At 44.5% G+C, this 26903-nt stretch carries 29 protein-coding genes; 14 read left to right on the top strand and 15 right to left on the bottom strand.

Features of this window, described 5'->3' with window-relative positions:
• Positions 1–103: 103 nt before the first annotated feature.
• The 5 genes from AC0VYI_RS16410 to AC0VYI_RS16390 all read left to right on the top strand — a co-directional run bounded on the left by AC0VYI_RS16410 (position 104) and on the right by AC0VYI_RS16390 (position 5769).
• A complete protein-coding gene (locus AC0VYI_RS16410) occupies positions 104–1069 on the top strand; it encodes a sugar-binding transcriptional regulator (protein ID WP_475444194.1) in 966 nt (321 codons plus the stop codon).
• Positions 1070–1116: 47 nt separating this feature from the next.
• Positions 1117–1890: a triose-phosphate isomerase gene (locus tag AC0VYI_RS16405; RefSeq protein WP_475444192.1), complete on the top strand. Its 774-nt coding sequence runs from the start codon at positions 1117–1119 to the stop codon at positions 1888–1890.
• A 15-nt stretch (positions 1891–1905) separates the two neighbouring features.
• Positions 1906–2361 carry a D-erythrulose-4-phosphate isomerase gene (gene derI / locus AC0VYI_RS16400; RefSeq protein WP_475444190.1) on the top strand — a complete coding sequence of 152 codons (456 nt, stop codon included), beginning with the start codon at positions 1906–1908 and terminating at the stop codon, positions 2359–2361.
• Between the two features lie 126 nt (positions 2362–2487).
• Positions 2488–4017 carry an FGGY-family carbohydrate kinase gene (locus AC0VYI_RS16395; protein WP_475444188.1) on the top strand — a complete coding sequence of 510 codons (1530 nt, stop codon included), beginning with the start codon at positions 2488–2490 and terminating at the stop codon, positions 4015–4017.
• Positions 4018–5769 carry a glycerol-3-phosphate dehydrogenase/oxidase gene (locus AC0VYI_RS16390; RefSeq protein WP_475444186.1) on the top strand — a complete coding sequence of 584 codons (1752 nt, stop codon included), beginning with the start codon at positions 4018–4020 and terminating at the stop codon, positions 5767–5769.
• 60 nt (positions 5770–5829) lie between these two features.
• Here AC0VYI_RS16390 and AC0VYI_RS16385 read toward each other — a convergent pair whose 3' ends face one another.
• A complete protein-coding gene (locus AC0VYI_RS16385; protein WP_475444184.1) occupies positions 5830–6729 on the bottom strand; it encodes a homocysteine S-methyltransferase family protein in 900 nt (299 codons plus the stop codon).
• A gap of 214 nt (positions 6730–6943) precedes the next feature.
• Here AC0VYI_RS16385 and AC0VYI_RS16380 point away from each other — a divergent pair, with 214 nt between their 5' ends.
• The gene (locus AC0VYI_RS16380) at positions 6944–8371 is read left to right on the top strand and encodes an L-serine ammonia-lyase (protein ID WP_475444182.1); all 1428 of its coding nucleotides are present in this window, start codon (positions 6944–6946) and stop codon (positions 8369–8371) included.
• A 35-nt stretch (positions 8372–8406) separates the two neighbouring features.
• On the opposite strand, the gene AC0VYI_RS16375 is transcribed toward AC0VYI_RS16380, so the two are convergent.
• The 4 genes from AC0VYI_RS16375 to pssA all read right to left on the bottom strand — a co-directional run bounded on the left by AC0VYI_RS16375 (position 8407) and on the right by pssA (position 12484).
• Positions 8407–9012 carry an MSMEG_1061 family FMN-dependent PPOX-type flavoprotein gene (locus tag AC0VYI_RS16375; protein WP_475444180.1) on the bottom strand — a complete coding sequence of 202 codons (606 nt, stop codon included), beginning with the start codon at positions 9010–9012 and terminating at the stop codon, positions 8407–8409.
• 23 nt (positions 9013–9035) lie between these two features.
• Positions 9036–9911, bottom strand: a complete 876-nt coding sequence (locus tag AC0VYI_RS16370; RefSeq protein WP_475444178.1) for a GGDEF domain-containing protein — start codon at positions 9909–9911, stop codon at positions 9036–9038.
• A gap of 52 nt (positions 9912–9963) precedes the next feature.
• Positions 9964–10830 carry an alpha/beta fold hydrolase gene (locus AC0VYI_RS16365; protein ID WP_475444176.1) on the bottom strand — a complete coding sequence of 289 codons (867 nt, stop codon included), beginning with the start codon at positions 10828–10830 and terminating at the stop codon, positions 9964–9966.
• Between the two features lie 316 nt (positions 10831–11146).
• Positions 11147–12484: a CDP-diacylglycerol--serine O-phosphatidyltransferase gene (gene pssA / locus AC0VYI_RS16360; RefSeq protein WP_475444174.1), complete on the bottom strand. Its 1338-nt coding sequence runs from the start codon at positions 12482–12484 to the stop codon at positions 11147–11149.
• 195 nt (positions 12485–12679) lie between these two features.
• On the opposite strand from pssA, the gene AC0VYI_RS16355 reads away from it, so the two are divergent.
• The 4 genes from AC0VYI_RS16355 to AC0VYI_RS16340 all read left to right on the top strand — a co-directional run bounded on the left by AC0VYI_RS16355 (position 12680) and on the right by AC0VYI_RS16340 (position 14913).
• Entirely contained in the window at positions 12680–13528 is an 849-nt protein-coding gene (locus tag AC0VYI_RS16355) for an alpha/beta hydrolase (protein ID WP_475444172.1), read from the top strand.
• A gap of 65 nt (positions 13529–13593) precedes the next feature.
• Positions 13594–13905, top strand: a complete 312-nt coding sequence (locus tag AC0VYI_RS16350) for a YkgJ family cysteine cluster protein (RefSeq protein WP_199475376.1) — start codon at positions 13594–13596, stop codon at positions 13903–13905.
• A 238-nt stretch (positions 13906–14143) separates the two neighbouring features.
• On the top strand, positions 14144–14395 hold the full coding sequence (locus tag AC0VYI_RS16345) for a GlsB/YeaQ/YmgE family stress response membrane protein (RefSeq protein ID WP_199475377.1): 252 nt from the start codon (positions 14144–14146) through the stop codon (positions 14393–14395).
• Positions 14396–14424: 29 nt separating this feature from the next.
• Positions 14425–14913: an N-acetyltransferase family protein gene (locus AC0VYI_RS16340; protein ID WP_475444170.1), complete on the top strand. Its 489-nt coding sequence runs from the start codon at positions 14425–14427 to the stop codon at positions 14911–14913.
• Positions 14914–15038: 125 nt separating this feature from the next.
• Here AC0VYI_RS16340 and AC0VYI_RS16335 read toward each other — a convergent pair whose 3' ends face one another.
• Together AC0VYI_RS16335 and yidD are read right to left on the bottom strand one after the other, a co-directional pair.
• Positions 15039–15686, bottom strand: coding sequence for a 2OG-Fe dioxygenase family protein (locus tag AC0VYI_RS16335; protein ID WP_199475379.1), 648 nt, complete (start codon positions 15684–15686; stop codon positions 15039–15041).
• A gap of 221 nt (positions 15687–15907) precedes the next feature.
• The gene (yidD, locus tag AC0VYI_RS16330) at positions 15908–16171 is read right to left on the bottom strand and encodes a membrane protein insertion efficiency factor YidD (RefSeq protein ID WP_199475380.1); all 264 of its coding nucleotides are present in this window, start codon (positions 16169–16171) and stop codon (positions 15908–15910) included.
• Positions 16172–16314: 143 nt separating this feature from the next.
• Between yidD and AC0VYI_RS16325 the strand changes: the two genes are divergently transcribed.
• A complete protein-coding gene (locus tag AC0VYI_RS16325; protein ID WP_199475381.1) occupies positions 16315–17187 on the top strand; it encodes a prephenate dehydratase in 873 nt (290 codons plus the stop codon).
• A gap of 101 nt (positions 17188–17288) precedes the next feature.
• A complete protein-coding gene (locus AC0VYI_RS16320) occupies positions 17289–18086 on the top strand; it encodes a glycosyltransferase family 32 protein (protein ID WP_475444168.1) in 798 nt (265 codons plus the stop codon).
• Positions 18087–18152: 66 nt separating this feature from the next.
• Here the strand turns inward: AC0VYI_RS16320 and AC0VYI_RS16315 are convergent, their stop codons facing one another.
• Complete coding sequence (locus AC0VYI_RS16315; RefSeq protein WP_475444166.1) at positions 18153–18914, bottom strand: alpha/beta fold hydrolase; 762 nt, start codon at positions 18912–18914, stop codon at positions 18153–18155.
• An 89-nt stretch (positions 18915–19003) separates the two neighbouring features.
• On the opposite strand from AC0VYI_RS16315, the gene AC0VYI_RS16310 reads away from it, so the two are divergent.
• Positions 19004–19609 (top strand): CDP-alcohol phosphatidyltransferase family protein, encoded by a 606-nt coding sequence (locus tag AC0VYI_RS16310; protein WP_475444164.1) that lies wholly within the window; start codon positions 19004–19006, stop codon positions 19607–19609.
• 59 nt (positions 19610–19668) lie between these two features.
• Here the strand turns inward: AC0VYI_RS16310 and yfaE are convergent, their stop codons facing one another.
• The 4 genes from yfaE to AC0VYI_RS16290 all read right to left on the bottom strand — a co-directional run bounded on the left by yfaE (position 19669) and on the right by AC0VYI_RS16290 (position 24505).
• Positions 19669–19968, bottom strand: a complete 300-nt coding sequence (gene yfaE / locus AC0VYI_RS16305; protein ID WP_418903770.1) for a class I ribonucleotide reductase maintenance protein YfaE — start codon at positions 19966–19968, stop codon at positions 19669–19671.
• The gene (nrdB, locus tag AC0VYI_RS16300) at positions 19949–21082 is read right to left on the bottom strand and encodes a class Ia ribonucleoside-diphosphate reductase subunit beta (protein ID WP_475444161.1); all 1134 of its coding nucleotides are present in this window, start codon (positions 21080–21082) and stop codon (positions 19949–19951) included. Before nrdB ends, yfaE begins: the two co-directional genes overlap by 20 nt.
• Before the next feature lie 208 nt (positions 21083–21290).
• The gene (gene nrdA / locus AC0VYI_RS16295; RefSeq protein ID WP_475444159.1) at positions 21291–23555 is read right to left on the bottom strand and encodes a class 1a ribonucleoside-diphosphate reductase subunit alpha; all 2265 of its coding nucleotides are present in this window, start codon (positions 23553–23555) and stop codon (positions 21291–21293) included.
• A gap of 308 nt (positions 23556–23863) precedes the next feature.
• Complete coding sequence (locus tag AC0VYI_RS16290; RefSeq protein ID WP_233407579.1) at positions 23864–24505, bottom strand: heparan-alpha-glucosaminide N-acetyltransferase; 642 nt, start codon at positions 24503–24505, stop codon at positions 23864–23866.
• A gap of 34 nt (positions 24506–24539) precedes the next feature.
• Here AC0VYI_RS16290 and AC0VYI_RS16285 point away from each other — a divergent pair, with 34 nt between their 5' ends.
• Entirely contained in the window at positions 24540–25190 is a 651-nt protein-coding gene (locus AC0VYI_RS16285) for an alpha-ketoglutarate-dependent dioxygenase AlkB family protein (RefSeq protein ID WP_475444157.1), read from the top strand.
• Between the two features lie 47 nt (positions 25191–25237).
• On the opposite strand, the gene pdxH is transcribed toward AC0VYI_RS16285, so the two are convergent.
• Genes pdxH through AC0VYI_RS16270 form a run of 3 tightly spaced genes read right to left on the bottom strand, consistent with a single transcriptional unit; the run spans position 25238 to position 26869 of the window.
• Entirely contained in the window at positions 25238–25879 is a 642-nt protein-coding gene (gene pdxH, locus AC0VYI_RS16280) for a pyridoxamine 5'-phosphate oxidase (RefSeq protein WP_199475389.1), read from the bottom strand.
• Between the two features lie 2 nt (positions 25880–25881).
• On the bottom strand, positions 25882–26514 hold the full coding sequence (gene coq7, locus AC0VYI_RS16275; RefSeq protein WP_475444155.1) for a 2-polyprenyl-3-methyl-6-methoxy-1,4-benzoquinone monooxygenase: 633 nt from the start codon (positions 26512–26514) through the stop codon (positions 25882–25884).
• Positions 26515–26527: 13 nt separating this feature from the next.
• A complete protein-coding gene (locus AC0VYI_RS16270; RefSeq protein WP_199475391.1) occupies positions 26528–26869 on the bottom strand; it encodes a histidine triad nucleotide-binding protein in 342 nt (113 codons plus the stop codon).
• Between the last annotated feature and the right edge of the window lie 34 nt (positions 26870–26903).

The raw sequence follows: 26903 nt of genomic DNA, 5'->3' as shown, positions 1-26903 counted from the left end.
GAGTGGTTTGAATAGGTCTGCTCGAATGCTCTAAATGAAACAGTTAAAGGAACTACCATGGCAGTACTAGAAAAGGTGAGATGGGGAAGAGGAGTGAATAACCATGCAGCATGACAATGAGAGCTCCTTGGCAATTAAGGCCGCGTGGCTGCATTACGTGGGTGGTTTAACTCAAGCCGCGGTGGCAAAGCGTTTGGGGCTTACGTCGGTCAAAACCCATCGTTTAATTGCCAAAGCCGTCGCCGATGGGGCAGTCAAAGTGACCATTGATGGCCGCATCACCGAATGTGCAGAACTGGAAAATGAGCTGATTGAAAAATATGGACTGAAACATTGTATCGTTGCTCCAGACCTAGGGGAAGAAGGTATTCCGCTGAAAGCGCTTGGTCAAGCGGGTGGCTCCTTTCTGCGTTCTATCTTATCGAACCGGAAAAATATCACCATTGGTTTGGCGTTAGGGCGTGCGCTATCGGCGGTGGTCGATCAATTACCGACTATGGATACACCAGATGTGCGCTTTGTGTCTTTGCTTGGTGGGCTAACACGGGATTACTCGGTTAACCGTGATGATGTATTGCATTGGATTGCCGCCAAAACGGGCGCTCCGTCTTACACCATGCCGGTGCCTTTATTGGCAAATTCGGAAGAAGATAAAGTGGTTTTGATGGCACAAAAAGGGGTTCAAGACGTATTTGCTATGGCCAATCATGCGGAGATCAAATTGATCGGTATTGGCACGGTTGCGCAGACGGCACAACTGGTCGTATCGGGTCCAATTAAGCCAGAAGAAATTGTCGAAATCGCCCGAGCTGGCGCAGTTGGAGAGGCCATGGGGCACTTCTTTGATGATAAAGGCAACATCATTAAAACCGCATTGAGCGAGCGCATGTTGTCGGTATCCATTGATGGTAATCCCAATGGCGATGTGGTTGCCATTGCGGGCGGAGACGAGAAAATAGAAGCCATTAAAGCGGTATTAGAAGGGCAGCTATTAACAGGATTGATCACTGATGAAAGGTCAGCGAGAGCCATTTTAACGGCGCAGATTAATGAAAAGGCAACGGTCTAGGGCGCTTGTTTTAAGCACATTATGTCTACTAACGCGCGGGGTAGAGTATGGATAAAAATAAAACACTCTGGGTTGGCACAAGCTGGAAAATGAATAAAACCTTGTCAGAATCCCTTGAGTTTGCAACGGCGCTGAAGCAGGACGAAGTCAATACGAATGAGCGAATACAGCGTTTTGTTATCCCGCCTTTTACCTCGGTCAGGCAAGTGAAAGCGTTGCTTGAGGAGACATCGGTCAAAGTGGGCGCCCAGAATATGCATTGGTGTGACCGTGGTGCATGGACCGGGGAAGTCTCGCCGTTGATGTTAACGGACTGCTGTTTAGACATGGTGGAGTTAGGGCACTCTGAAAGGCGTGAGCATTTTGCTGAAACCAATGAAACCGTAGGCCGAAAAGTTGAGGCTGCTGTTCGTCATCATTTGATTCCGCTGGTTTGTATCGGCGAAACCTTAGCCGATAAAGAGAGTGGTCATGCCACGAGTGTTTTGGCGGAACAAGTCAAAGGGGCATTACAGTACTTAAGTGAGGAGCAAAAAAACGCTCCCCTTTTGTTTGCTTATGAGCCTGTTTGGGCAATTGGTGAAAAAGGGGTCCCAGCCTCTGCAGATTATGCGGACTTGCGTCAATCAGAGATCATCAAAACGGCAGAAGCTGTGTTAGGTCGAAGAGTACCTTGCCTTTATGGTGGCTCGGTAAACCCAGAGAATTGTCAAGAGTTGATCGGCTGTGAGCACGTTGATGGTTTGTTCATCGGTCGCTCGGCGTGGAATGTTGAAGGCTATATCAACATTCTGAAATTGTGTTCAAGTGCTCAACAATAATAACAGGAGATCATCATGAGAATTGCAATTGCGGGTGACAGTGCAGGCGAAGGGTTGGCAAAAGTATTGGCAGACTATCTTAGTGATCGTTATGAAGTCGAGGAGGTTTCTAGAACGGAAAAAGGGGCGGATCCATTTTACGCCAATATGTCTGAAAGGGTGGCTAAGGCGGTTTTAGATGGCAAATATGATCGCGCTATTTTGATCTGTGGAACGGGAATTGGTGTGAGTATTTCAGCCAATAAGGTTCCTGGTATCCGTGCCGCTTTAACACACGATACCTATTCGGCGCAGCGGGCTGCGTTATCAAATAATGCTCATATTATCACCATGGGGGCACGCGTTATTGGTCAAGAATTGGCAAAATCCATTGCAGATGCCTTTTTGAAGGAAGTCTTTGATGAAAACGGCCGCTCTGCTGGAAATGTTCGGGCGATTAACAGTGTTGATGAAACTTATCGTGTGAGGTAATCCACCCCATAAATCTATTTCGTTTTAGTGCTTTCTCGGTCATAGCCATTCGACTTTAAACTTAAGGCTACTCACTGATTGTCTTCGAGTTCTTCTTACAACAAAAACAATAAAAGGAGAGGCTTAATGCCTAGTTTTCTTGGTATTGATAGTGGATTAACGGTGACAAAAGCCGTGTTGTTTGATGTTGATGGCACACAAATAGCCGTAGCGAGACGGCGAGTGCCGCAACATATTCCTAAAGCAAAGTGGGTTGAGAGAGATATGTTGGAGTTATGGTTCGCGACAGCAGAAGCGATCCGTGAAGCAATACAGAAAAGTCATCGCTCTGCTCGGGATATTTTAGGCGTATCAGTAACAGCTCATGGTGATGGTATCTATCTTTTAGATCGCGATGGCAAGCCTGTTCGAGCAGGTATTTTGTCCTTAGACAGCCGTGCAGGAGAACAAGTTCGAGCATGGCAATCCGATGGGAGGTCGCAGTCTGCCTTAGTACTGACTGGACAAGTGCCCCATGTGTCAGCCCCTTCTGCCTTATTGGCTTGGATCAAAGCCTATGAGCCAGATAATTATCGGCGTATAGCGCATGTTCTTAGTTGTAAGGACTGGCTAAGGTATTGTTTGTGTGCTCAGCTTGGAACTGATAGAACGGAAGCCAGTACGTCATTTACAGATGTTCATACTCAGCAGTATTCTTCGGCGGCCATGTCTTTGTATGGTCTAGAACACATTGAATCGGCGTTACCAGATATTCATGATTCGTCAGAAATCGTGGGAGAGGTGACGCAAGCATCCGCCCAGTTAACGGGGTTGTGTCCAGGCACCCCCGTGGTTGCTGGACTGCATGATGTGACGGCCTCGGCATTAGGAATAGGTGGCCAAAAGAGTAATATGGTGGATATTGTCGCAGGGACCTATTCTATCAATGAAATTGTTTCCGAGGCCCCCATTGTCGATGGACAGTGGTTTTGTCGTAATGGACTTAGTGATGGTCAGTGGAACAATATGGCCATTTCGCCAGCCTCATCTGCAAATTATGATTGGTTTTTGGACACGCTATGTGGGGCGGATAAATCGCTTGCAGCAACCGAAGGCACGGATATTCACAATAGCATAGCGGCAGAAATGCAGCCTGCTTTGACCAATCCATCGTCGCTTTTGTTTCACCCTTATCTATTTGGTTCGCCCTATGGTGATGAAGCGAGTGGCAGTTTTTTAGGCTTGCGTGCCTGGCATGATCGAGGTCACATGCTTGCCGCCGTTCTCGAAGGCATTGCTTTTAATCACCGAGTTCATGTGGAAGCGTTAAAAACCGCCTTTTCATTTCATGAAGCAAGATTGACCGGTGGAGTGTCTCGTCATCCTGTCTTTGCTCAATTGTTCGCTGATATTTTAGGTTTGCCTGTCCATGTCCTTAATACAGATGAATCAGCAGCATTTGGCGCAGTGCTGTGTGCTGGTGTGGGGGCGGGAGTTTACAAATACCCCCACGATGATCCTCGAGATTTGTCTGCCTTAACCACCAGTTATTACCCAGATGTTCAAAAAAAGCCGATTTACGAAGAAAAATTTCAATTGTTTCACCAACTAACGATCAGTTTAAACAATGCTTGGCTAGATATTGAACGCTTTGCTAAACAGCAGGATAGAGCCTAGATGGAAACACAATGTATGGACAATGAACACACTGTTAGCGATGAAGTGGTGGGCGGTATAGATCCTATGGCGGAGGTCACTCATTACGACGTAGTTATCATCGGTGCGGGTATTAATGGGGCGGGCTTGTTTCGGGATCTTTGTGAGCAAGGTGTATCCTGTTTACTGGTAGAAAAAAAGGATTACGGAGCAGGAACGAGTGCCGCCCCCTCTCGTCTCATTCATGGTGGTCTTAAGTACATAGAAACGGCGGAACTTGGGCTGGTGGCGCAATCCACGTTAGAGCGTAATTTATTGCTGCGAAATGCGCCCCATTATGTGACACCGCTCTCGACATTTATTCCGACCTTTTCTTGGACAAAAGGGGTTTTTGCGGCCCTGCGAACCCTATGTGGATCAACGACGGCACCCCGCAGCCGAGGCGCTCTTTTGATTAAAGTGGGCTTGGCGATTTATGATTTTTATGGTGCTCGTAAACGTGTCATGCCGAAGCATCGATTTTTATTCCGCCGTCGAGCTTTGGCACTGTTGCCAATTCTTAATCGAAACATTGTGGCATTGGGGAACTATTACGATGCCAAAATAGCTCAACCAGAACGTTTGGTATGGGAATTAGTTAAAGATGGTTTAGCGGCGAATGAGCAATCTCAGGCACTCAATGGGACGGCGTTACGACAAGTCGAGCAGGGTGTGTTGTCGTTCCGGCAGGATAATGGACATGTCACTCGTGTTAACACCAATATTGTGATCAATGCTGCGGGGCCTTGGATAGACAAAGTGAATCAATCTTTAGGCGTTGACTCTAGAATGATTGGGGGAACCAAAGGCTCGCACATTTTATTGGATCATGCTCCTTTGATTAAGGCGCTGGATGGCGCCATGATTTATTTTGAAGCGGATGATGGGCGTATTTGTTTGGTGTTTGAGTATTTAGGTCGAGCGTTAGTGGGGTCGACAGACAGTAAAGCTGATGATCCTGATACAGTAAAATGCGAAGAAGAAGAGATTGATTATTTTCTTCAGAGCTTAAGCTCGCTTATGCCCAGTTTGTCTTTTACGCGGGACCAAATTGTTTATGCTTACAGTGGCATTCGCCCATTACCTTTTACTGATGCTGCTATCCCAGGCTTAATTAGTCGAGATCATTCAGCGCCTGTGTTTGAGGCAACTCACGAGCGGCCTTTTGCGATTATTTCTCTTATTGGTGGGAAGTGGACAACTTTTCGAGGCTTTGCAGAAGAGGTGGCGGATGATGTGTTGAAGCGGCTTCACAAATCCCGTCGTGTTTCCACACAAGATTTACCCATAGGCGGAGGGCGAGATTTTCCCTTATCTGTCGCGGAAAGAAAACAGTGGGTAACACAGGTAAGTGAGCGCTCAGGATTGCAGATTGAGCGGGTAGATCAGTTATTAGAACGATACGGCAGTCATGCCCAAAATGTGGCCCTGCATCAAGGAGAGTGGCAAGATGACCAGCGTTTACCCGATTCGAATGATGTGAGTTTGGCGGAAATTGATTGGATCGTGAAAAACGAGCAGGTTAATCATTTGGACGATATTGTGATGCGTCGTACCACGCTTGCGGTGACCGGTGAGGTCACCCTAAAAGATATAGAGGCTATTAGCCAAGTGGTGGCCAAGCAACTTACATGGGATGAGCAGAGAAAACATCAAGAGAGGGAGGCGCTGATAAAGCAGCTCGTCAATAAAAACCGTTACCGTTTTTATCCAGATAGGCCTTTATCAAGATAAAAAAGTTTGCCAGACACAACCCTATATATAAGATGAGGCTGTGTCTGCATCGGACATCGTTTAGGTAGTCAGTTCGTTGGCTAAGACTCTGATGTGTTCTGGTCCGATCCCACAGCAACCACCAATAATCGTCGCTCCGTCTTGTATCCATTGTTGCGCCCATTGTAGGTAAGCGGGTGGTGTTAGATCTTGACGTAAGGCATTTAAGCTTTCATTTGCCGTGGCATTTTTGGGTTGAGGAGGAAAAGTGTTGGCATAAGCGCCGATCTGAATGGCTTTATTTTGCAGTATGGCTTTGGTTAATTTAATGGCTTCACCAATGATTTCAGGCTGGCTGCAATTGAATAATATGGCGTTAACGCCGATGACTTCCATGGCCTTTACGGCTTCTACAACGCGTTCGCCCGAGCGTAGAAGTGGCTCTTCCGTTGGTTCGGCATCTTCTAACGTGAACGCTACCCAAAATGGTTTATGTTCCGTGTCGACTTTATCGACGATGGCTTTGATTTTGGTGGGTTCATCTATCACACTTTGTGTTTCGCATAGCCAAATATCCACATAATCGTTTTGTGCTTTGATTAATGGTGTGGCGAGTTCTTCGACCCGTTCAGCTTGGTATAAATCCGCACGGTAAGAGCCAAATATTGGGGGGATCGAGGCGGCTACTTTGGTGTGAGTGCGACTTTCATCCGTCGCTTCGCGCGCCATTTTTCCGGCTAATTTGGCTAATTCATAGGCCCGTGTTTTGAATACCTCTTCGCCGATGTGAAAAGGCACTAACGCATAGCTGTTACTGGTGATGACACGAGCACCGCTGGCTATGTAGGCCTTGTGGACGTCTTTAACGATGTCAGGCGTTTCCATCATGGCCAAAGCAGACCATTCAGGTTGTTTGAAGGGGGCGCCACGGCGCTCAAGTTCACGGCCCATGCCGCCATCAAGAATGGTGATATCTGTCATTTTTCTTACCTGATCTGCAAAGTAGGCAGGATTCTAACGACATTTTTTAACTATTCAATCGATTACAGCAAGAAAAATGGGATGGCTGAAAGAATATGGTGAATTTGCATTAAAGCGTCGCAATTAGAGAATAATATGTCTGTCTTGCTCAATTGTATGTACGTTATTATGGTCACACTAGCCAGCTGTAGAGTCTTTTATTGAAGAGATCATTATGAAGCCAGTAGGTGTATTTGATATTTTAAAAATTGGCGTTGGGCCATCCAGTTCGCATACTCTAGGGCCTTGGCAAATATGCCGAGCATTTGCTCAAGGGCTGGAAGATAAGGGGCTGTTGGATAACGTTCATAGTGTTCGAGTCTTTTTATATGGTTCTTTAGCATTGACAGGACAAGGTCACTGTACTGATATTGCCATTATGATGGGGCTGTCGGGAGCGGATCCTGTAACGGTGCCCCTAGAGGATGTGGACAATATTCCTAGATTAATAACTTCGACGGGGCGACTGTTATTGTCCGCCAAGCGAGACGTTCATTTTCCTCCGGCGTCAGCCATTGTTTATCATATGAGCGAACGATTGCCGATGCATGCTAACGGTATGACGTTGATTACCTACGATGAACAGGAGCAAGAAGTTTTACGGAAAACGGCTTACTCCATTGGCGGGGGAGCCATTCTGTGGGAGGAAGGTGAAGACGTTATCAACGAGCCAAGTTTAGGTTTTCCTGAAACGGGTAAGGATTTGTTGGCTTTGTGCGATCATGGTGGGACGTCTGTGAGCATCTCACAAGCCATGTTAAAGCTAGAAGAGCAATTACGTCCGAAAGCTGAAACAAAAGAAGGATTGCTGGCCATTTGGCGGGTGATGGAAAGTGCTGTTTTTCGAGGTTGTCACACGATAGGGGTGTTACCTGGTGGGCTAGAGGTAGGGCGCCGAGCGGCTCAATTGGCTACTAAGCTGATGCCAAACTCCTATGAATTAGATGAAACGGCTTGGTTTGAGGCCATAGGGTCTTGTCATAAAGATTTCTCACATACGTTAAAGTGGGTGGGATGCTTTGCGTTGGCGGTGAATGAAGAGAATGCGGCTTTAGGGCGTATTGTAACCTCACCAACCAATGGTTCGGCTGGGGTGATTCCCGCTGTCATGATGTATTATCTGTATTTTACCGATCAAAAAGTGACTCAGGACGATCTCATTCACTTTTTATTGGTCGCTGGGGCCATTGGCAGTATTTTCAAAAGCGGTGCGACCATTTCTGCTGCGATGGGAGGATGTCAGGCTGAAATTGGCGTGTCGTCTGCGATGGCGGCAGCCGCTTTAACAGAAGGCTTAGGCGGCTCTCCTGCGCAAGCCTTAATGGCGGCCGAAATCGCTATGGAACATCATTTGGGGATGACATGTGATCCAGTTGGTGGCTTGGTGCAAATCCCTTGTATTGAGCGTAATAGCATGGGCGCGATCAAGGCAATTACAGCCGCACATATTGCATTGAACACGGAAGCTGCCAATGCCAAAGTCTCGCTAGACGATGTGGTGCGTACCATGTGGCAAACAGCACAAGACATGAATAGCCGTTACAAAGAAACCTCCCAAGGTGGTCTTGCAGTGAATATTTCTGTGCGCTTGCCAGAGTGTTAATCGTTGGCTGTTTTTGTTTAAGGATGTTTTGGGCGTTATAGCAGTGGCTGATAGCGCTTGAGCATCGCTTCTTGGCTCTCTGGTTCTTCGCTAAGTTGCAATTGATCTTTGATCATTTGTCCCATGGTTGGCAGCTTGGAGCGTTCTATTTTAGTGGATTCTGACCAAAGTTTGGCTCGCATCAGTGATTTAGCACAGTGTAAAAACACTTCTTCAATGATGATGTCGATACAAGCTTTAGGAGGATTTTTCTCTTCTGCAAAGCAAGCGAGATGGTCTGGGCAAGTACTAATGCTTGCCTTGCCATTAATTCGCAGTGTCTCATCGACACCTGGGATCAAAAACAGACAGCCAATCTTGCCCGTTTCAATTATGTTGACTAACGAATCCAATCGGTTATTACCTTTTGCTTCTGGGATAAGGAGGCGATTGGCATCGAGAATTTTCACAAAGCCCGCGACGCCTCCGCGAGGAGAGCAATCTAGCTTGCCTGACTGATTAAATGTTGAGATGGTCATGAAAGGAGACAGTTCAATGAACCGTATGCTGTGCGTTTCTAGCTGAGAAAGTTGTTTTTGAGCAGCACGCCCATTAGCATGACCAAATATCTCTCTTAACTCGACTTCAGATTGAATGGGCATTTCATTATTTCCTTGGCTGATGGTTATCTCTTGTCCAGTAACAGGTCCTCTTTGAATCGGCGTGTCTGGTTACGTCCTCTTTCTTTGGCATCATATAAGGCTTCGTCTGCTTGCCAAATGATTTCATCAAGATTCAAGGTTTGGTTATTGATTGGGTAACTTGTCATGCCAATGCTGACATGTAATGTGTCGCGGCCTATTGCAATTTGATTAATCTTATCGTGAAGGCGTTGGCAAAATATATGGGCCTTGTCTATGGGCGTGTTATAAAGCACAACTAAAAATTCCTCTCCTCCCCAACGTGCCACAATGTCACAGGAGCGCACTGTGCTTGCCAGTACTTTCGACATTTTGATGAGTATTTTATCCCCTTCTTGATGACCAAAGGTATCATTGACCCTCTTGAAATAATCGATGTCTAACAGAATAAAAGACAACATGACATTGGTGCGTTTGGTCTGCTGGATCATATCATTTGCTCGTTTTGTGGCTTCTCGTCTATTGAGTAGTCCTGTGAGCTCATCAGTAGCAGAGGTGATGGTTAGAGCTTTGGTTTTGTCTTCGAGTTTATCCCTCGTATTGATGAGTTCTTGATAGAGTTGGTCTCGATTAATGGCGCTGAATAAGGCCCAATATATTTTACCTTGCTGGGATAGGGTCGCATTGATAGTAACAGGAACTGGCTCTTTCTTCGCCGAGAGCAGCATGACTTGTAGCTCGGATACTTTGCCATCTTGTAAGAGCATTGGGTAAAAATAATGCTCTAAAAAGAGAACACTGGCTTTGGTAAAAAGAGCCGTAATGGGTTGATCTATTAAACTGTCTTTTGCAAAGCCAAACTCGTTCTCGATATACGCATTGAATTGCAGGATTTTCTGTTCCTGAAAATCACTGACCATAAGACCACATGGAAATATATGAGGGTCCATCTCCATCTGTTGACTGATCTCCTTATTGGGTTTGATCAAGAAAACATTGAATGCTGTTAAGTACTTGTAATGGGTACGTCATATGCAAACAGTGTCCTTTACCGTTAATAATATCTAGCTTAGCATTGGGGAGCTGTTTTTGCGTATATTTGCCTACTTCGATGGGCACCAAAGCATCCTGTTTGCTTTGTATAACTAAGCAGGGGTGATGGATTTTCGGCAGTAAGTGACGATAGTCAGAAAAGAAGGTTGCTATGGCAAACGGCTTAGAATAGGTCGGGTCTGTCGAACAAAAACTGGTGAGTAATTCTTGCACCAGTGCATCGTCCGTTTCTTGCTTAATATCCGTTTCCGAAGGGGTGCTGTTCATAACCAAAGGGGCGAGATAGTTGCCCCACCCGATGTAATTTTTGTCCATTAAATTGACTAGCTCTTCTAAATCACTTTTTTCAAAGCCACCAGAATACCCATCATTCAAATTTAAAAAGCAGGGGGAAGGGCACACCATCACCAGTTTGTCGATTAGATCAGGTCGTAGATGGGCCGTGATCAAGCCGATGGTTGCACCGACTGAATGCCCGACAAAGAGTACATTGGAAAAATCCAATGAATCACAAATTTCGATCACATCCAGCGCGTAACCTTCTAGCTGGCTATAGCGGTTTTTTTGATAGGCTCGAACGTCTGAATTGCCACTGCCAACATAATCAAACAAAATGACTTTGTATTGTTTTTCTAGGTAAGGTGTTAAAAACCGCCACATATTTTGACTGCAACCAAAACCATGGGCTAACAGGATGACTTTCTCGCCTTCGCCTAGGATGTTGATATGATTACGGCGTTTGATCTCCAAAGCATTAAACTGAGTATTGCTGATGGATATTTCCATGTTTTCTCTCCCTGTTAATAAGTCAAGAGGGGATAAAGCCACCCTTTTCCTTGGTGTTTTACATAACCTTGGGTAAATCTGAAATCTTTTATGACCAAAAGTTTTATATGGCCCACTGTTGTTAAATACTTGAACCATTATAGCGCGATGTCGAAGGGGGGGGCCGGTGTATTTTGAATACACCTTAACGGTGAGTCATGCTTGCTCTGTTCTCCCAAATGCCTGATAGAAGTGTCCTTCATCAGGCTATATTGACTAATGGTTGGGTAACAAACACCGTCCTAAAGTGCCTATGCACCGTTTGTTCGTCTGATTTTTATAAAATCCGTTTTAACAAACGATCAGCTCGTGTGCGTAGCACCCGTCGTATGAGCTTTTGTACCTTTTCGGGGTATTGTCCTACTGTTTCTAGTTGTTTGTAGCTACGGATTTGTTCTGTATGTTTGAATATATTGTCAAACTCAGCAGTGAACTTGTCTTCAAGTAACTGTTTTGGGTCTTGGATGAGCAGTCCATTTTCTAAATCCAGTGCCCACGCTCTTGGGTTTACATTATTCCCCGTTAGTAGCATGGTCTTGCGATCGACCCAAAGTCCTTTTAAATGATAGCTATTAGCATCGTGTTTCCATAGATGGACAGCAAGGCGACCTGATGCTGTATGTGTTTTGTTGGTGCGAGTGAATTTGCGTAAGTTCAGCTCATAAAGATAAGGCAATCCACCAATGGCCTTGAATGGCTGATCTGGCGCAATATAAAAGTCACTAGCGGTCTTGTCACCGACGATGATGTGAACCTGAACCCCTCGTTTTATTGCTCGAGTAATTTCGCGAATGACTGCTCTTGGCAAGTTAAAGTAAGGTGTGCACAGGCAAATTTCTTGTTTGGCATTGCTCAAAAGGGCAATGATTTTTCGGTTGAGTTGATTGCGACGTTTACCAATTCCGACCAAGGGGGTGACGGCAACTTGATCTTCACCGACTGATTCATCTGCTATGTGATAGTGTGCTTTCGATAAAGTAGCACGGAATTGTCGAATTAACGGTTTAATGTCTTTGGTACTTGGCAGGTTTGTATCATTCAGATTATGAACTGCAGGATCGGCAATCATGTTGTTGCGAATAAAATGCACCATGCTATCGGCTAGCGGTTTGTGCTCGATAATGTGGTAACGATCAAAGCGATAACGTTCATGGTAGTGCAGATAGATGTTGTTTAAGCTGGCACCACTGTAGACAACCGTGCTATCAATGATGAATCCTTTCAGGTGTAGTACACCAAAGACTTCACGATTACGCACCGGGACACCATAAACCGGAATCGGAAGATCATATTCCTTGGCAAACTCTTGATAGAGGCTGGCATTCCCTCTGCTCTTTTCTGCCCCGATTAAACCCCGTTGGGCACGATGCCAATCAACACAGATGGCAATATCCAAGTCAGGGTTGTCTTGTTTTGCTTGATAAATAGTGGAGAGTATTTCTCTGCCTGCTTCATCATCTTCAAGGTACAAGGCAACAATATAGATGCGTTTGGTCGCCTGTTTAATCGCGCTTAACAAAAGTTCTCGATACTCTCGAGCAGAATGCAAAATCGTAATACGCTCTGGATGGACTGCGAAATGAGGGATAGGATCGAGTAAGTGTCTATTGGGCATAATACCGAAGTGCTACCTATGTTTTGACTAGCGGGTAACTTTAGCAAATTCGTTGTTTTATTCCTATAAAATAACGCTTTAGTTTTTGTCTTTACGCTTTTATTTACGCGTTTTTGTCTTTTACATTGGTCTATTTTCACGTTTGTGGCGTAGCTTTAGGAAGTGTATTGTTCTGACGTAGGAGTTTGTATCGTAATGAAGAAAGTATTCGTGACATTAAGTTCTTTGTTGTTGGTGGCCTGTACTAAGGCGGGTCTTGAGCTTGCTAATTTGCCGAATAAGTTTAGTGACACGAAAACCATTAAGAATATTGCCTATGGCGCGCAGTCTTGGCAAACGTTAGACCTTTATATCCCGCCTAACCCATCCCATGAGCCGCTTCCTGTTGTGGTGTTCTTTTATGGTGGCAGTTGGCAAGAGGGTTCGAAAAGCATGTATCCATTTGTTGGTGAAGCGTTTGCCAAGAAAGGCTATATCACGGTTATTGCCGATTACCGTAAGTATCCTCAAGTGACGTTTCCGACCTTTGTTGAAGATGGTGCCAAAGCGGTGGCATGGACCTATCGTCATGTCGCGCAGTATGGCGGGAACCCAGGTGAATTGTTTATTGTGGGTCATTCAGCTGGGGCTCATATTGGTGCCTTAATTACGGCAGATTCACATTATTTATCGGCAGAAGGAGAGAATAGCAGCATTATCAAAGCCTTTGCCGGGTTATCTGGCCCCTATGATTTTGTGCCTAATGAGAAAGACTATATCGCTATTTTTGGTCCTCCCGAAAATTACCCAAAGATGCAGGTGCCGACCTTTATCAATGGTAAAGAACCACCAATGTTGCTGCTTTGGGGAGCGGATGATGATGTGGTAGGAAAAAGTAACATGGATAAGCTGGTGGCGAAGATTCACGAAAAAGGGGGCGTAGAAGAGCATAAAACCTATGCAGGCGTCGATCATGTCGGTATGGTCTCAACCTTTATTTGGTTTCTAAACAGTAAGGCGCCGATTTTGGATGATATTACTGCATTTTTTAGTCAATATAAGTGAATAGCAACAGTAAAGCGCTTTTTTGCTTTGTTTCATTCTTCCTTTTAGAGTCTTGATCTATTTTTATGAGCATTCCGCTGACCGATCTATTATCTGCCTCATCGAACTCTGTGGTGTCCGATGTGACTTGTTCTACATGCCATGCCTGTTGCTGTCGTTTAGAAGTTATGATTATTTCGGAGACGGGGGTGCCAGAAAGACACATCTCTGTGGATGAATGGGGTGGCGAGACCATGTTGAGACTAGAGGATGGTTGGTGTTCTGCTGTCGATCGTAATACGCACATGTGTACCATCTATGAACATCGTCCATGGATCTGCCGAGAATTTTCTATGGGGTCCTACCAATGTTTGGATGAGCGCAGAATGATGGATTGAGAAGTTGACCTCGTTGGCCTTTTGCCGCTCCTTGAAAGGCTTTTTGTTGGAAAATGGAGAGCATTGTTTTTGGGAGATTAGCAAGAAGGAAAAGTGATTGGTTTTATCAACGCGCGAATCAATATTTAATGAGCGGGATAAAGCCTTCTACCAAAAATTAGGTTATGTTGAGGATTTTTATATCATGTCTCGACAAATTGCCTAAACTTAATGTAACTCGTTGTTGAGGAGGAAATCGATGGATATTCAGGCACTTGTTATTGTGTTGTTAATTGGTGGCATTGCTGGTTGGTTAGCTGGAAAAATTATCAAAGGCGGAGGCTTTGGCATTGTTGGCAATATTATCGTTGGTATTGTCGGGTCCGTTGTTGGTAACTTCGTCTTTGCGGCATTAGGGCTGTTTGCCCACGGTATCTTGGGTTCTATTATCACGGCCACCTGCGGGGCCATTATTTTGCTCTTTATTGTGCGTTTGATTAAGCGAATGTAATTGGGCTTTAGAAAGCCAGTGGAGGCGCTATGCTGATTCGATCTGTTTCAACCAAAGATGTTCCCTCGCTCACGGATATTTATAATAGCTATATTGAAAATACCATTATTACTTTTGAAGAAGACCCTATTACCTCTGACGATATGGCGGCACGTATCGATAAAGTGTCCCAAGCCCATTTGCCATGGTTGGTTCTTGAAGAAGATGGCGACGTGTTAGGTTATGCTTATGCGGGGAATTGGCATGGACGTAGTGCGTATCGTTTTACGGCAGAGCCAACCATTTACTTAGCACAAGAGGCAAAGGGAAAAGGTCAAGGGAAAATTCTCTATTCTTCTTTGATCGAAGAGCTGAGAAAAAAAGGGATTAAACAGTTAATAGGCTTGATTGCGTTACCGAATGACGCCAGCGTGGGATTACATGAATCGCTGGGTTTTAAAAAAGCGGGCGAGTTTAAAGACGTTGGCTTTAAGTTTGATCAATGGATATCCGTTGGTTATTGGCAACTTGCCTTGTAACCTTTTGCGTATTTGTGTGGCACGTTAAATGTCTGTCTGAACTAAAAGAGCATCATGGTGAATATAATGATGCTCTTGTTATATCCGCTCTTTTTTATCCTGATCTAAGGTTCGGTATTGGAGGCCTAGTAAATATTTGCGGTCAATACAAAAATATCCATGTAGCCGAGCTCCCCATCAATAGGCTGAATTGGGTTAGCGCTATGGAAAAATTTCCGATCATTTAAAATGACAAATTCTCCATGGTCAAACGCGTGGCTGATGATGGCTGGGCTGTTCTCTTCTAAATGAACGTTAATTTTGCCACCTTTTATGTTATGACGTTGCATGACATAAATACCAATACGATCAAAACCATCTTGATGAACCCCCTCCGGCGCGACTTCTGCTAGTTGATGATCCGCAAAAATACGTAGCTGGTGCACCTCAATAAGTGTACCGTCTTTGACATTGGCCATTTCGCGAAAATGCTTAAAGAGCTCAACGAAGCCTGGGTCTTGAAAGGTCTGCTCTTCAATTTCTGGATAACGTCTGACTACATTTCCTTGGAAGTGGTTAATGCTGTCATCTTGCACAAACTCTTTGGCGGGTAAGCGAGACAATTTCTCTTGATGCAGGGTAAAGCAAGAATATCTGCGCAATCGAAATTGACCGTCCGCATAGGGATTGGTTGGCAAATCATTAAAGGTAGGGGCCAGATGTTCCACACTGTCTGGAGAGAGTTGGCCAAGTTCTAAATAAAATGGGGTGGATGTGATGTTATTCGCTAGCATAAAAGACTACCTCTTTTCGCTTTGTTGGCAGATCATGCGCAACATTGTTTTTATTATTAGTGCACGTCTTTAAACGCGCCTTTAAAAGGTGAATCGGCTTTGTGAGCCTGTCCTTAGTGTAGTGATTTATTGAGGAATATGCTCGCATTATTGGGCATCTAGAGTGTAAAAAAATGCGTTTTCAGGAGCGAGCTTCGCTCTATAGCGTGATAATACAGGGGCTATGACTTTGAGGTCTTGTCTGATGAGTGTTTCTTTGTGTGACAAGGACAGGGGGGGACGGGGTCTATGCCGCCTTCGTGCCAAGGGTGACATTTTGCTAGACGTTTGAGGCCAAGATAAATGCCTTTGATGACACCAAAACGTTCAATGGCTTCAATCATATAATGAGAACAGCTAGGGTAGAAGCGGCAGTTGTTTCCCAATAACGGACTAATGGCATATTGGTAGCTCTTCACCAGTATTAAAAAAAAACGCTTAATCATAGAGGGTACTCTTTGCTATCGTTATGCTCATATCCAATGCTTTGCTATTTATTCATCTTGATAGGGGGAGCGGTATCCATTTTACCCCATAGATATTCTATCAAGCTTTCTAATAATACGATTACTTTTAAAAAGACGATTTTATGACAGGTCAAATTCAGTTAGAAGCATCACAAATTGTTGCCTATCAAGGGGAACCTGGGGCTTATTCTCATCTCGCCTGTAAACATACCTTTCCAGATCTTAAAACCATCCATTGTGCTACCTTTGGTGAGGCGTTGCAGAAGGTTGAGCATGGAGAGGCCTACTACGCAATGATTCCCCTAGAAAATTCCACAGCAGGTCGCGTTGAAGAAATTTATCGTGAACTCAAGCGAACTCAGTTGCATGTCGTCAAAGAACATTTTGAGGCGGTTAATCATTGCCTTATTGCACGACACGGTGTTGCCATTGAGCAGATTACTCGCATTGGTAGTCATCCTCAAGCATTGGCCCAGTGTGATGATAATATTAAGGCGCTGGGGGCCAAAAATGTTGCGATGTATGATACCGCCGGCGCGGCAAAGTTCATTGCCGAACATGATGAACCAGGCTTCGCTGTTATTTCTTCTGAATTGGCGGCTGAGTTGTATGGTTTAAATATTCTAAAAACGCATTTTAATGACCGAGAAGGCAACACAACGCGGTTCTTAGTTTTTTCAAAGCAGCAAAAAATGCCCGTATTTGAGCCGGAAAAGATCTATATTACGACCTTTATGTTTCGAGTCCGTAACCTTCCTGCTGCCTTGTATAAAGCCATGGGTGGGTTCGCCACCAATGGTATCAATATGTTGAAACTGGAAAGCTATATGGTGAATGGACACTTTACAGCCACCCAGTTTTACATTGATGTCGAAGCGCATTTTCAAGACCCTGCTATGCAGCGGGCGCTTGAGGAGTTGCGCTTTTTTTCTGAGGATATCCGTATATTGGGGACATATTATGCGGATGAGTTTCGCTTCCAGCAGTCTAAATAATACGAAACTGTCTGGGAAAATAATAAGTGTAAAAAATGTGTAACTGAGTGCTGTTACCCTGACGCTATATCATGTTTGGTTGGCGCTAGGGAATATTGCAGATGAGCAGTCTTTTTAAGGTTATTTTTAATCGATGTATTCGCTTAGTGGGTAATCTGGTGAAGGTTGTATCCTATCTGTTTCACTTTCTTTTGCCCTATTGTCGCTTCACGATTCCCGCCAATTCTCCAGCAAAAATAGCGAGCCATTGTGATACGTCTATCCCGAGGATCATTTGGCAGACGAACTACTCTAATCGCTGTGCTTTGCCCATTTATGTGAACTATTTGTTTAATCGTCTAATGTCGCTTGAGTATGAGTATCGATATGTTAGCACGCAAGAACGTGAAGTGTTCATGCGCGATCATGCGCCGCAAGAGGTGTACAAAGCCTACTTAAGGTTAAATGATGGTGCCGCTCAAGCGGACTTGTGGCGAGTCACATGCCTCTATCTACATGGAGGTGTGTATATGGATATTGATGCAGTTTTGGTGTGGCCCCTAGGAAAGACGCTTAAGCATGATGATGACGCCCTCTATATCAAATTCAAAAAAGACTACAGCGAATTTACTAATTACTTTTTGGCAACGGTACCGAAAAACCCTGATTATCACGCCATCTTAAGCAAAATAGTCTATAACATTAACCATCATTCAGAGCTGGTTAATAAGCGAGTGTACGATACCACGGGCCCCTCTGCGTTTAATGCGGTGCTTCAAGGGAAAAGTGTTAATGCGAAGAAGCGTGGGCATGTTTGTATTCAAGGTGCCTTCACGAATGAATACTTCCAGTATCTGGATAAGCCAAGGGGAAAATGGACGTATCTAAGGGATGATGAGGTGGTTAAGAAAAGTAGCTGATAAAGGCTATTTATTATAAAAACGCCCTGTTTTATCAGGGCATTTTTATTGCTACCCATAGATGGACTATTTATTGAGAAAACGTTTGACAAGGCTGCTAAAGGGAATGGGTTTTTCTGCATGGAGCCAATGTCCGGTGTCGGGAATCATTTTGAATTCTGCATTGGGGAAAAAACCTATAATGTCTTGTTGGTAATCCGCAACAATATAGTCTGATTTTTCTCCTTTAATAAACAGTGTGGGAGTTTGAATAGGGCTGCCTATTTCTGGTTTTTTTAAAATAGTGGTATAGCTTTGCGCAATATTGTCGAGCGAAATAGCGAGCTTGAATCCGTTGTCAGTGCGTTCTAGATTTTTAAGCAGGAATTGACGCACGGGTAGGGACGGTTCGTATTCACTAAGTAGGCTATCTGCTTGTTTTCGGGATGTAAGATCCGTTTCATCAATGGCTTTTAGCCCTTTGAAGATTTGTGTGTGGCTTGGGGGATAGTCAACAGGAGCAATGTCTGCGACCACCAATTTGATGATGTTGTCTGGTGCAAGGGCAGCCATTTGCATGGCAACTTTCCCACCCATGGAATGACCAAGTAAGTAGAACTTGTCTAAGCCTGTTTCCTGGGCCCATTGCAATATTGCTTTCGCCATATTGGGGTAGGAGGCGTGGTTCATCGGGCTGGATTGGCCGTGATTCGGCAGATCGATACAAAAGACACGAAATGTTTCGGACCAGTTTTTCGCGAGGGAATGCCAGTTGTCTGCGTTGCCAAACAGTCCATGAAGAACAACGAGCGCTGGGCCGGATTCACCGTATTGTTTTGCGTGTATCATAGTCACCTTGTGTTTTAATATGGCACGAGTTAATGCAGGCTATTGTATCAAGTCTTTTCACCTCCCAATAGAATTAAGGTCGCTTGAGTATGTTAGATCCCTTTTTTGTCAACGTTTTAAAGCATCCACTGCGACTGATTGCCATGGTGATCGACAAATGTGGTGTTAAAGCGAATTGGATTACTGTGATTGGCTTTGTGATTGGCATGCTGACATTGCCTGCTTTGTATTTTGGTAATACTTCTCTGGCATTGGTGTTTGTGTTGATCAATCGAGCAATGGATGGGTTAGATGGGGCGGTAGCAAGGATAACAGGCCCATCAGATTTTGGGGGGTATTTAGATATTACTCTAGATTTTATTTTTTATTCGGCGGTGGTGTTTGGTTTTGCTCTGATGAACCCTGACGCCAATGCTTTGGCGGCAAGCTTTTTGATTTTTTCTTTTATGGGAACCGGCAGTAGCTTTTTAGCGTTTGCCATTATGGCCGAAAAGCGTCGAATCGAGCGCTTGGATTATGGAAAAAAGTCTTTGTATTTTTTAGGTGGGTTAACAGAAGGGGCAGAGACAATTGCGTTTTTGGTGTTGGTTTGCCTTTATCCTTTGCACTTTTCTATATTAGCTTATATTTTTGGTCTGATGTGTTGGGTAACGACGGCAACCCGTTTATATGCAGGTTACCGCACGTTGCAATGAGCACAATAAAAAGAGCTGAGTGTCTTATATGATGAGGAGGCGCTTAGTGTCTTAGGTGGCTAATCACTGAAAAACGCAATTTCAATATCGCTTTTGACGATCGCGCAGCAAGCCAGCATATAACCACTTTGCACCCATGCGAGGGGTTCAAAAGGGTATTCAACGTGGCCCCATAGTAGTTTGATGGAGCAGGAAGAGCAGTAACCCTCTCGACACTGGTATTCGACGTGGATGCCTTCTCTTTCTAATTGCACAAGTAAAGGTTCATCTTCTGTTACCAGAATTTGTTTTTTTCCCAGTAGAACGCGATGAACCTTGTCTCGTACTTTGTCCGGTTTATTAGAGGTCAAAGTCGTCAAAATCAGACTCGCTTAGATCGTTGTCGATTTGCCCAACAAGATAAGAGCTGATTTCTGCCTCTTGAGGGGCAACTTGCACATTGTCGCTGACTAGCCACGCGTTAATCCAAGGGATTGGGTTATGCTTGGTTCCGAAGGCGGTATCCAGTCCAACGGCCTGCATGCGAACATTGGTGATGTATTCTACATATTGGCCAAGAATTTGCGCATTGAGGCCGATCATGGAGCCATCTTTGAATAAGTAGGATGCCCAATCCTTTTCTTGTTCTGCGGCTTCGATGAAGATGTTACGCATCTCTTCCTTACATTCTTGTGCAATGATGGCCATTTCTGGATCGTCTTTACCGGATGCCATCAGGTTAAGCATGTGCTGGGTACCGGTTAAATGTAGTGCTTCATCTCGGGCGATCAGTTTAATGATTTTAGCATTGCCTTCCATCAAGGTGCGCTCAGCAAAGGCAAAGCTACAGGCAAAGCTGACGTAGAAACGAATCGCTTCAAGTACGTTTACAGAGGCCACTGTCAGGTAGAGAGCCTTTTTGAGAGAGCGCATGGATATTTCAATATCGCCATGCTCAGGCACGTTGTGTGTACCTAGCCCTAGTGTATTGTATAGGCTAACCATTTCGATCAAGCGGTCATAGTAAACAGACACACTGTCTGCTCGCTTGGTGATTTCTTTGTTAACGGTGATGTCATCAAAGATTTTCGTTGGATCGTTCACAATGTTGCGAATAATGTGTGTATAAGAACGGCTATGAATCGTTTCGCTAAAGGACCAGGTTTCGATCCAAGTTTCTAATTCTGGCAAAGAAACGATGGGTAACAAGGCGACATTGGGAGAACGACCTTGCACACTGTCGAGCAGTGTTTGGTATTTTAAGTTGCTCAAAAAAATGTGTTGTTCGTGTTCTTCCAGTTTTTGAAAGTCTTTGCGGTCAGAGGATAGGTCGACTTCTTCAGGGCGCCAAAAGAAAGACAATTGCTTTTCGATTAATTTCTCGAAAATAGGGTGCTTTTGTTGGTCATAGCGTGCAACGTTGACGTTTTCACCAAAGAACATCGGTTCTTTCATGCTATCGAACTGTTTGCGGTTGAAAGTCGAGTAACTCATTACTTGGCAGTTTCCTTAAATTAGGTAGCGTTAAAAAAACGGATGCCAGCAACTGTCTGTGGCGCTTGTTTTTTTAATATCGTTTTAAGTTTGTATATCTGGCGCTATTCTACTGCTAACACGGCCTTGCGAAAAGCAAGTTGGCAGATCATGGAAAGAAACAAGACCTCATCTCCATGAGGTCTTGTTGGGCATTTTATGTTATGACTTAGATTTTACATGCACCACTGGCACAATCATCCATATCATCTTGCTGGTCGTCTGCCCCATCCCGTGTGTTATGGTAGTAAAGAGTCTTCACACCCAGTTTATAGGCCGTTAGTAGATCTTTTAAGATGACTTTCATTGGTACTTTTTGCGATTCGAACTTCTGTGGATCGTAGTTCGTATTCGCTGAGATGGATTGGTCGATAAACTTCTGCATAATACCTACAAGTTGTAGGTAACCATCGTTCGATGGGATGCTCCACAGTAATTCGTATTGTTCTTTAAGGCGTTCAAATTCAGGAACAACCTGTTTTAGGATACCATCTTTACTGGCTTTGACAGAGACGAAGCCCCGTGGAGGCTCAATGCCATTTGTCGCGTTACTAATTTGAGAGGAGGTTTCAGACGGCATCAACGCACTCAGAGTAGAGTTGCGAAGGCCATGTTCTACGATGTCTTTACGCAGCGTCTCCCAGTCATAGATCAACTCATTGGATACGATGTTATCGATTTCTTTTTTGTAGGTATCGATTGGCAAAATACCTTTTGCATAAGTGGTTTCATCAAATGCTAAGCATGGGCCAAACTCTTTAGACAGTTTGTTAGACGCTTTCAGCAAGTAATATTGTATCGCCTCAAAGGTTTTATGAGTCAAATCATTCGCGCTACCGTCTGAATATTTGACGCCATTTTTCGCTAAGTAGTAGGCGTAGTTGATCACACCTATGCCGAGTGTCCGTCGCATTTCAGTGGCCCGTTGTGCAGCAGGAATCGGATAGTTTTGGTAATCTAACAAAGCATCCAGTGCGCGAACAACCAATTCAGACAGCTCTTCCAGTTCGTCTAGGTTCTCAAGTGCGCCTAAATTGAAAGCCGACAAAGTGCATAGGGCAATTTCCCCTTCAGTATCGTCAACGCGGTTTAGTGGTTTGGTTGGCAGAGCAATCTCAAGACAAAGGTTACTTTGTTTAACAGGAGCAACGGCCGGGTCAAATGGGCTATGGGTGTTACAGTGATCCACGTTTTGTAGATAAATACGCCCCGTACTCGCCCGCTCAGATGCGAACAAGGTAAATAAATCTGATGCTTTAATGGTCTGTTTGCGGATGGAAGGATCCTGTTCATACATAGTGTATAGACGGTCGAATTCTTCTTGATCTGCAAAGAAGGCGTCGTACAACCCAGGCACGTCTGATGGGCTGAACAGTGTGATATTGCCCCCCTTGATTAAACGCTGGTACATCAAGCGGTTAAACTGAACACCATAGTCTAGATGGCGAACACGATTTTCTTCTACGCCACGGTTATTTTTAAGCACCAATAGACTTTCGACTTCTAAATGCCAGATTGGATAAAAGACCGTTGCTGCACCGCCACGGACACCACCTTGAGAACAGCTTTTAACCGCAGTTTGGAAGTGCTTGTAGAATGGAATACAGCCTGTATGGAATGCTTCTCCCCCGCGAATAGGGCTACCTAGAGCTCGAATGGCCCCCGCATTGATGCCGATACCAGCCCGTTGACTGACATATTTTACGATTGCACTGGATGTCGCATTAATGGAATCCAGTGAGTCGCCGCACTCGATCAATACGCAACTGCTGAACTGGCGTGTTGGTGTACGAATGCCAGACATGATTGGGGTAGGGAGTGATATTTTAAATTTAGACACAGCATCGTAGAAGCGACGAATCAGATCCAAACGTGCGGCTTTATCATAATTCGCAAACAAACAGGCGGCGATCAAAATGTAGATGAACTGCGGGCTTTCATAGATCTCACCTGTGACGCGGTTTTGAACTAAGTATTTACCTTCTAATTGCTTAACAGCCGCATAGGAAAAATTCATGTCGCGGGAGTGATCAATAATATTGTTTAGCTCATCAAATTCTGCTTTTGTATAGTTCTCCAGCAAGCTATGATCATAGCGGTTTTGTTCAACCAAGTTTCTAACATGATCATAAAGATGAGGTGGCTCAAAGTTACCATAGGCCTTTTTGCGCAAATGGAAGATAGCCAGACGAGCTGCTAAATATTGATAATCGGGGGTGTTCTCAGAGATTAAGTCTGCTGCGGACTTAATTAAGGTCTCGTGAATATCGGTAGTGCGAATGCCATTAAAAAATTGTATTTGTGCTTTTAGCTCAACTTGTGACACAGAAACATTATCTAGATCTTCCGCCGCCCATGTTATGACTTTGTGAATCTTCTCAAGATTGATGTTTTCTGTCTTACCGTTACGCTTAGTAACTGTGAGGGTGCTCATGGCTTAACTTCCCATTCGTGCAATGTGTAAAAAAAGAGATGATAACTGTATCTAGTGGGTGATTGGTATTTAACATACTAGATGTAGTGTTTATCAATCCTGATGACGAGAACAATAGTGTGCATTGCTTTGAAAATCAAGGCTTGAAAATTACGCTAAAATAGGAGTGAAACCTTTCTGTAAGTAGCTACTTACCCTGTTGCCCTTGGGTAGTGGAAACTCGATGATAGGCAAGATGTGATGTGCTTTTTTTTATGTTTTTTTATAAGTTATATGGTGGTTTTTTCTTGCCCAAACATTGATCTGGATTAATGACTAAGCACCATCCTGGCGCTCGCGACTAGGGCAAATAGAATTAACTGATGCAGCAAGTAAATAGGTAGTGCGTAGCGTCCCATCCAAGCAAGTATACGGGTAATGAGGTGCTCAGGAATAGGGCATTGATGAATCTTAAAGTATCCGAGTGTTATGCCGATCAAAGCAACACCAATCCAAGGGAATGGGAAAGCAATATCCAGTGTGCTGGTAGGAAGGTGTAATGTATGGACAATATAAGGGAGCACATTGGGGAAAGACAGCCAGTTAGTCGTGTTGTAAATCAGTACAATGATGACGCCGATAATACACGATATAATTGGCCATTTGGTCATGGGGCGGACGAGAAACGTCAGTAGGAAGATAAAGTGCAAAATGCCAAAATAAATCCAGTTATTGGGAAAGGCAAGGTAAGTACCCAGAGAAATCATAATAATGGCGAGCAAAAGCTTAAGGTCACGTTTCCATAGGATGATCGAATGATGCTTTTGCATCGTAAGATAAGCAGACCAACCAACGGCGGAAATAAAAATGGTGACGATAATATCGCGAAAGTGATTCCAGAAAGGGTTAGCGAGGGAAAACTCAATAAAGCCGAAATTGCCTAGATCCCAGCTGAAGTGAAAGATCATCATGAGCAGTACCCCAAGACCGCGATAGGTATCTAACATGGAGCTGCGGAGGGCTTTCAAAGAGACAGAATTTTCGGGCATTGTCGACCATTATGCAAAGGTGAATGAAGTGGAGCCATCATACCGTTACTCTTTGGCCTGCTCAAGCAGTGAGCTGACTCCGTTGGCGCAAGCGCGGCTTTTTGAGCAACTAAAATCCGCGTTAGTTTGGGAGCAGGAATCGTTATTAATGTTTGGTCGTGATGTATTGGTGCCAAGGCGAGTGGCTTTTATTGCGGACCGAGGATTATGTTATCGCTACACGGGCAAAGATCATTATGGAAAAGGCTGGCCAAATTGTTTAGCAGAAATCAGAAAGCAAGCGGAATACCTAGCAGGTCAGTCTTTCAACTCTGTGTTACTCAATTGGTATCAAAATGGTGATGACTACATGGGGTGGCACGCCGATAATGAAACAATATTGGGCCCCGCTCCTGTTATTGCTATGTTGAGTTTAGGAGCAACACGAGACTTTCTCTTTCGCTTAAAAAAGAATCATAGTGTTAAACATAGTATTGCATTGGAGGGCGGCAGCTGGCTAGTGATGTCAGCATCAACACAAGTGCTGTGGCAGCATTGTTTACCAAAAAGAAAACGGGTTCAAGAAGAGCGCATTAGTTTAACTTTTCGCACTCTGTTGAACCCATAGGATACCCTTTGGTTTGACAATATCTACTAGCTTCAGCACCCAGATGATTATGGGGCTTTACGTTCGCGTAACCAGCTTTCTGACTGCTTGGTAAAACACAGGCGGTCATGCAAGCGGCTCGGGCGGCCTTGCCAGAACTCAATGTAGCTTGGGGTTAACACATACCCACCCCAGTTGTCTGGGCAAGGGACTTTTTGGTTAGCAAAGTTATCTTCTGCTTCTTTATAAGCGTTTTTCAGTGTCTCCCTATTATTGATTGTGGTGCTTTGCTTTGAAATATAAGCGGCTAGCTGACTGCCCCTAGGGCGACTCGAGAAGTAGTGTTCAGAGTCTTCGCGGCTGATTTTTTTGATCTCGCCCTCGACCCGTACTTGCCGAGACAGTGCTGGCCAAAAAAAAGTCAGGCAGGCTTTGTTATTTTTCGCTAGCTGTTGGCCTTTGTCACTATCGTAGTTTGTGAAAAAGCAAAAGCCTGCATCGTCTCGCTGTTTAAGTAACACGACACGAGCGTGGGGCTGGCCAGACTCGTCCACTGTACTGATCGTCATGGCGGTTGGGTCTTCTTGGTTGGAGGCAATCGCTTGCTCTAACCAGCCATCAAAAAACGTTAACGGATCCTTGCCGACGCTGTCTTCTAATAGATCTTCAAATTGATAGTCACGCCGAATAGAGTGTAGATCGCGGTTCATAATTAAATCCTATAGGTTGACAGGGTCATAATTTTTGACACTTGTGTCATGAGCGCCATGACGGGTTTGGGAAACACATAACCGCCTGACTGGAGCGCCATTTGTTTGTGTTTGGCTTCATCAATATGCATCTGTGTCAGTACGGCTTGACTTTTTTTATCCTGATGAGGCAGCTCCAGCATATGTTTATCAAGGTGAACACAGACTTGATCTTCTGTTGCAGCAACAAAACCAAGGCTCAGTTTGTCGCTGATGAGTCCAGCGCTTGCGCCAATAGCAAAAGAGGCACCATAAAAAAATGGATTCAGTAGGCTAGGGCGGCTGTTTAAGTCATACAGGCGCTTTTCACACCAGACAAGGTGATCTATTTCTTCTTCCGCTGCGTGTTCCATCTCTTCTCGAACCGTCTCTAGCTTTGCGGTGGTCGCTTGGCCTGCGTACAACGCTTGTGCACAGACTTCACCTGTGTGATTGATGCGCATTAAGCCGGCTGCGTGTTTACGTTCTTGTTCACTCAACGTCGCTTCGGAATATTGATTCGCTGGTGATGGGCGATGTTCTTTAGCAACGTGGGGAACCAGCGTTTGTAATGCACGATCAAATTGCAGTACTGCTCTATCCAAAAAAGAATACATTTTATTTCCTCGTTTAACCTGGAGGCCAAGTCATTTGGCGGCCACCAAGCACATGCATATGAATATGGTAAACCGTTTGACCTCCCATTTGATTGCAATTCATGACGACCCGATAACCGTCGTCACTAATGCCGATTTGTTTGGCAACTTTGGCGGCGACAATGGGCAATTTACCAACAATGCTTGCATCCTCATCGGTTAAGTCATTTAGCGTACTAATGTGTCTTTTGGGTATCACTAAAAAATGACTGGGTGCTTGAGGCATGATGTCTTCAAAGGCAATGACATCATCATCCTGGTACAAAATGGTAGCAGGGATCTCGCCATTAACTAACTTACAGAATAAACAGTCCATATTGTCCTCTTGTCTCTATTATTGATATTACGTT

Source organism: Marinomonas sp. 63XJN7_9_ISO-PGPR-S23-217 (genome assembly GCF_056173515.1).
The sequence above is the reverse complement of the archived record's forward strand: the minus strand, read 5'-3'. Positions and strand labels throughout refer to the sequence as shown.

Coding starts and splice junctions, on each gene's coding strand:
- AC0VYI_RS16410 (WP_475444194.1), top strand. CDS start 104: ATGCAGCATGACAATGAGAGCTCCTTGGCAATTAAGGCCGCGTGGCTG.
- AC0VYI_RS16405 (WP_475444192.1), top strand. CDS start 1,117: ATGGATAAAAATAAAACACTCTGGGTTGGCACAAGCTGGAAAATGAAT.
- derI (WP_475444190.1), top strand. CDS start 1,906: ATGAGAATTGCAATTGCGGGTGACAGTGCAGGCGAAGGGTTGGCAAAA.
- AC0VYI_RS16395 (WP_475444188.1), top strand. CDS start 2,488: ATGCCTAGTTTTCTTGGTATTGATAGTGGATTAACGGTGACAAAAGCC.
- AC0VYI_RS16390 (WP_475444186.1), top strand. CDS start 4,018: ATGGAAACACAATGTATGGACAATGAACACACTGTTAGCGATGAAGTG.
- AC0VYI_RS16385 (WP_475444184.1), bottom strand. CDS start 6,729: ATGACAGATATCACCATTCTTGATGGCGGCATGGGCCGTGAACTTGAG.
- AC0VYI_RS16380 (WP_475444182.1), top strand. CDS start 6,944: ATGAAGCCAGTAGGTGTATTTGATATTTTAAAAATTGGCGTTGGGCCA.
- AC0VYI_RS16375 (WP_475444180.1), bottom strand. CDS start 9,012: ATGCCCATTCAATCTGAAGTCGAGTTAAGAGAGATATTTGGTCATGCT.
- AC0VYI_RS16370 (WP_475444178.1), bottom strand. CDS start 9,911: ATGGTCAGTGATTTTCAGGAACAGAAAATCCTGCAATTCAATGCGTAT.
- AC0VYI_RS16365 (WP_475444176.1), bottom strand. CDS start 10,830: ATGGAAATATCCATCAGCAATACTCAGTTTAATGCTTTGGAGATCAAA.
- pssA (WP_475444174.1), bottom strand. CDS start 12,484: ATGCCCAATAGACACTTACTCGATCCTATCCCTCATTTCGCAGTCCAT.
- AC0VYI_RS16355 (WP_475444172.1), top strand. CDS start 12,680: ATGAAGAAAGTATTCGTGACATTAAGTTCTTTGTTGTTGGTGGCCTGT.
- AC0VYI_RS16350 (WP_199475376.1), top strand. CDS start 13,594: ATGAGCATTCCGCTGACCGATCTATTATCTGCCTCATCGAACTCTGTG.
- AC0VYI_RS16345 (WP_199475377.1), top strand. CDS start 14,144: ATGGATATTCAGGCACTTGTTATTGTGTTGTTAATTGGTGGCATTGCT.
- AC0VYI_RS16340 (WP_475444170.1), top strand. CDS start 14,425: ATGCTGATTCGATCTGTTTCAACCAAAGATGTTCCCTCGCTCACGGAT.
- AC0VYI_RS16335 (WP_199475379.1), bottom strand. CDS start 15,686: ATGCTAGCGAATAACATCACATCCACCCCATTTTATTTAGAACTTGGC.
- yidD (WP_199475380.1), bottom strand. CDS start 16,171: ATGATTAAGCGTTTTTTTTTAATACTGGTGAAGAGCTACCAATATGCC.
- AC0VYI_RS16325 (WP_199475381.1), top strand. CDS start 16,315: ATGACAGGTCAAATTCAGTTAGAAGCATCACAAATTGTTGCCTATCAA.
- AC0VYI_RS16320 (WP_475444168.1), top strand. CDS start 17,289: ATGAGCAGTCTTTTTAAGGTTATTTTTAATCGATGTATTCGCTTAGTG.
- AC0VYI_RS16315 (WP_475444166.1), bottom strand. CDS start 18,914: ATGATACACGCAAAACAATACGGTGAATCCGGCCCAGCGCTCGTTGTT.
- AC0VYI_RS16310 (WP_475444164.1), top strand. CDS start 19,004: ATGTTAGATCCCTTTTTTGTCAACGTTTTAAAGCATCCACTGCGACTG.
- nrdB (WP_475444161.1), bottom strand. CDS start 21,082: ATGAGTTACTCGACTTTCAACCGCAAACAGTTCGATAGCATGAAAGAA.
- nrdA (WP_475444159.1), bottom strand. CDS start 23,555: ATGAGCACCCTCACAGTTACTAAGCGTAACGGTAAGACAGAAAACATC.
- AC0VYI_RS16290 (WP_233407579.1), bottom strand. CDS start 24,505: ATGATGATCTTTCACTTCAGCTGGGATCTAGGCAATTTCGGCTTTATT.
- AC0VYI_RS16285 (WP_475444157.1), top strand. CDS start 24,540: ATGGAGCTGCGGAGGGCTTTCAAAGAGACAGAATTTTCGGGCATTGTC.
- pdxH (WP_199475389.1), bottom strand. CDS start 25,879: ATGAACCGCGATCTACACTCTATTCGGCGTGACTATCAATTTGAAGAT.
- coq7 (WP_475444155.1), bottom strand. CDS start 26,514: ATGTATTCTTTTTTGGATAGAGCAGTACTGCAATTTGATCGTGCATTA.
- AC0VYI_RS16270 (WP_199475391.1), bottom strand. CDS start 26,869: ATGGACTGTTTATTCTGTAAGTTAGTTAATGGCGAGATCCCTGCTACC.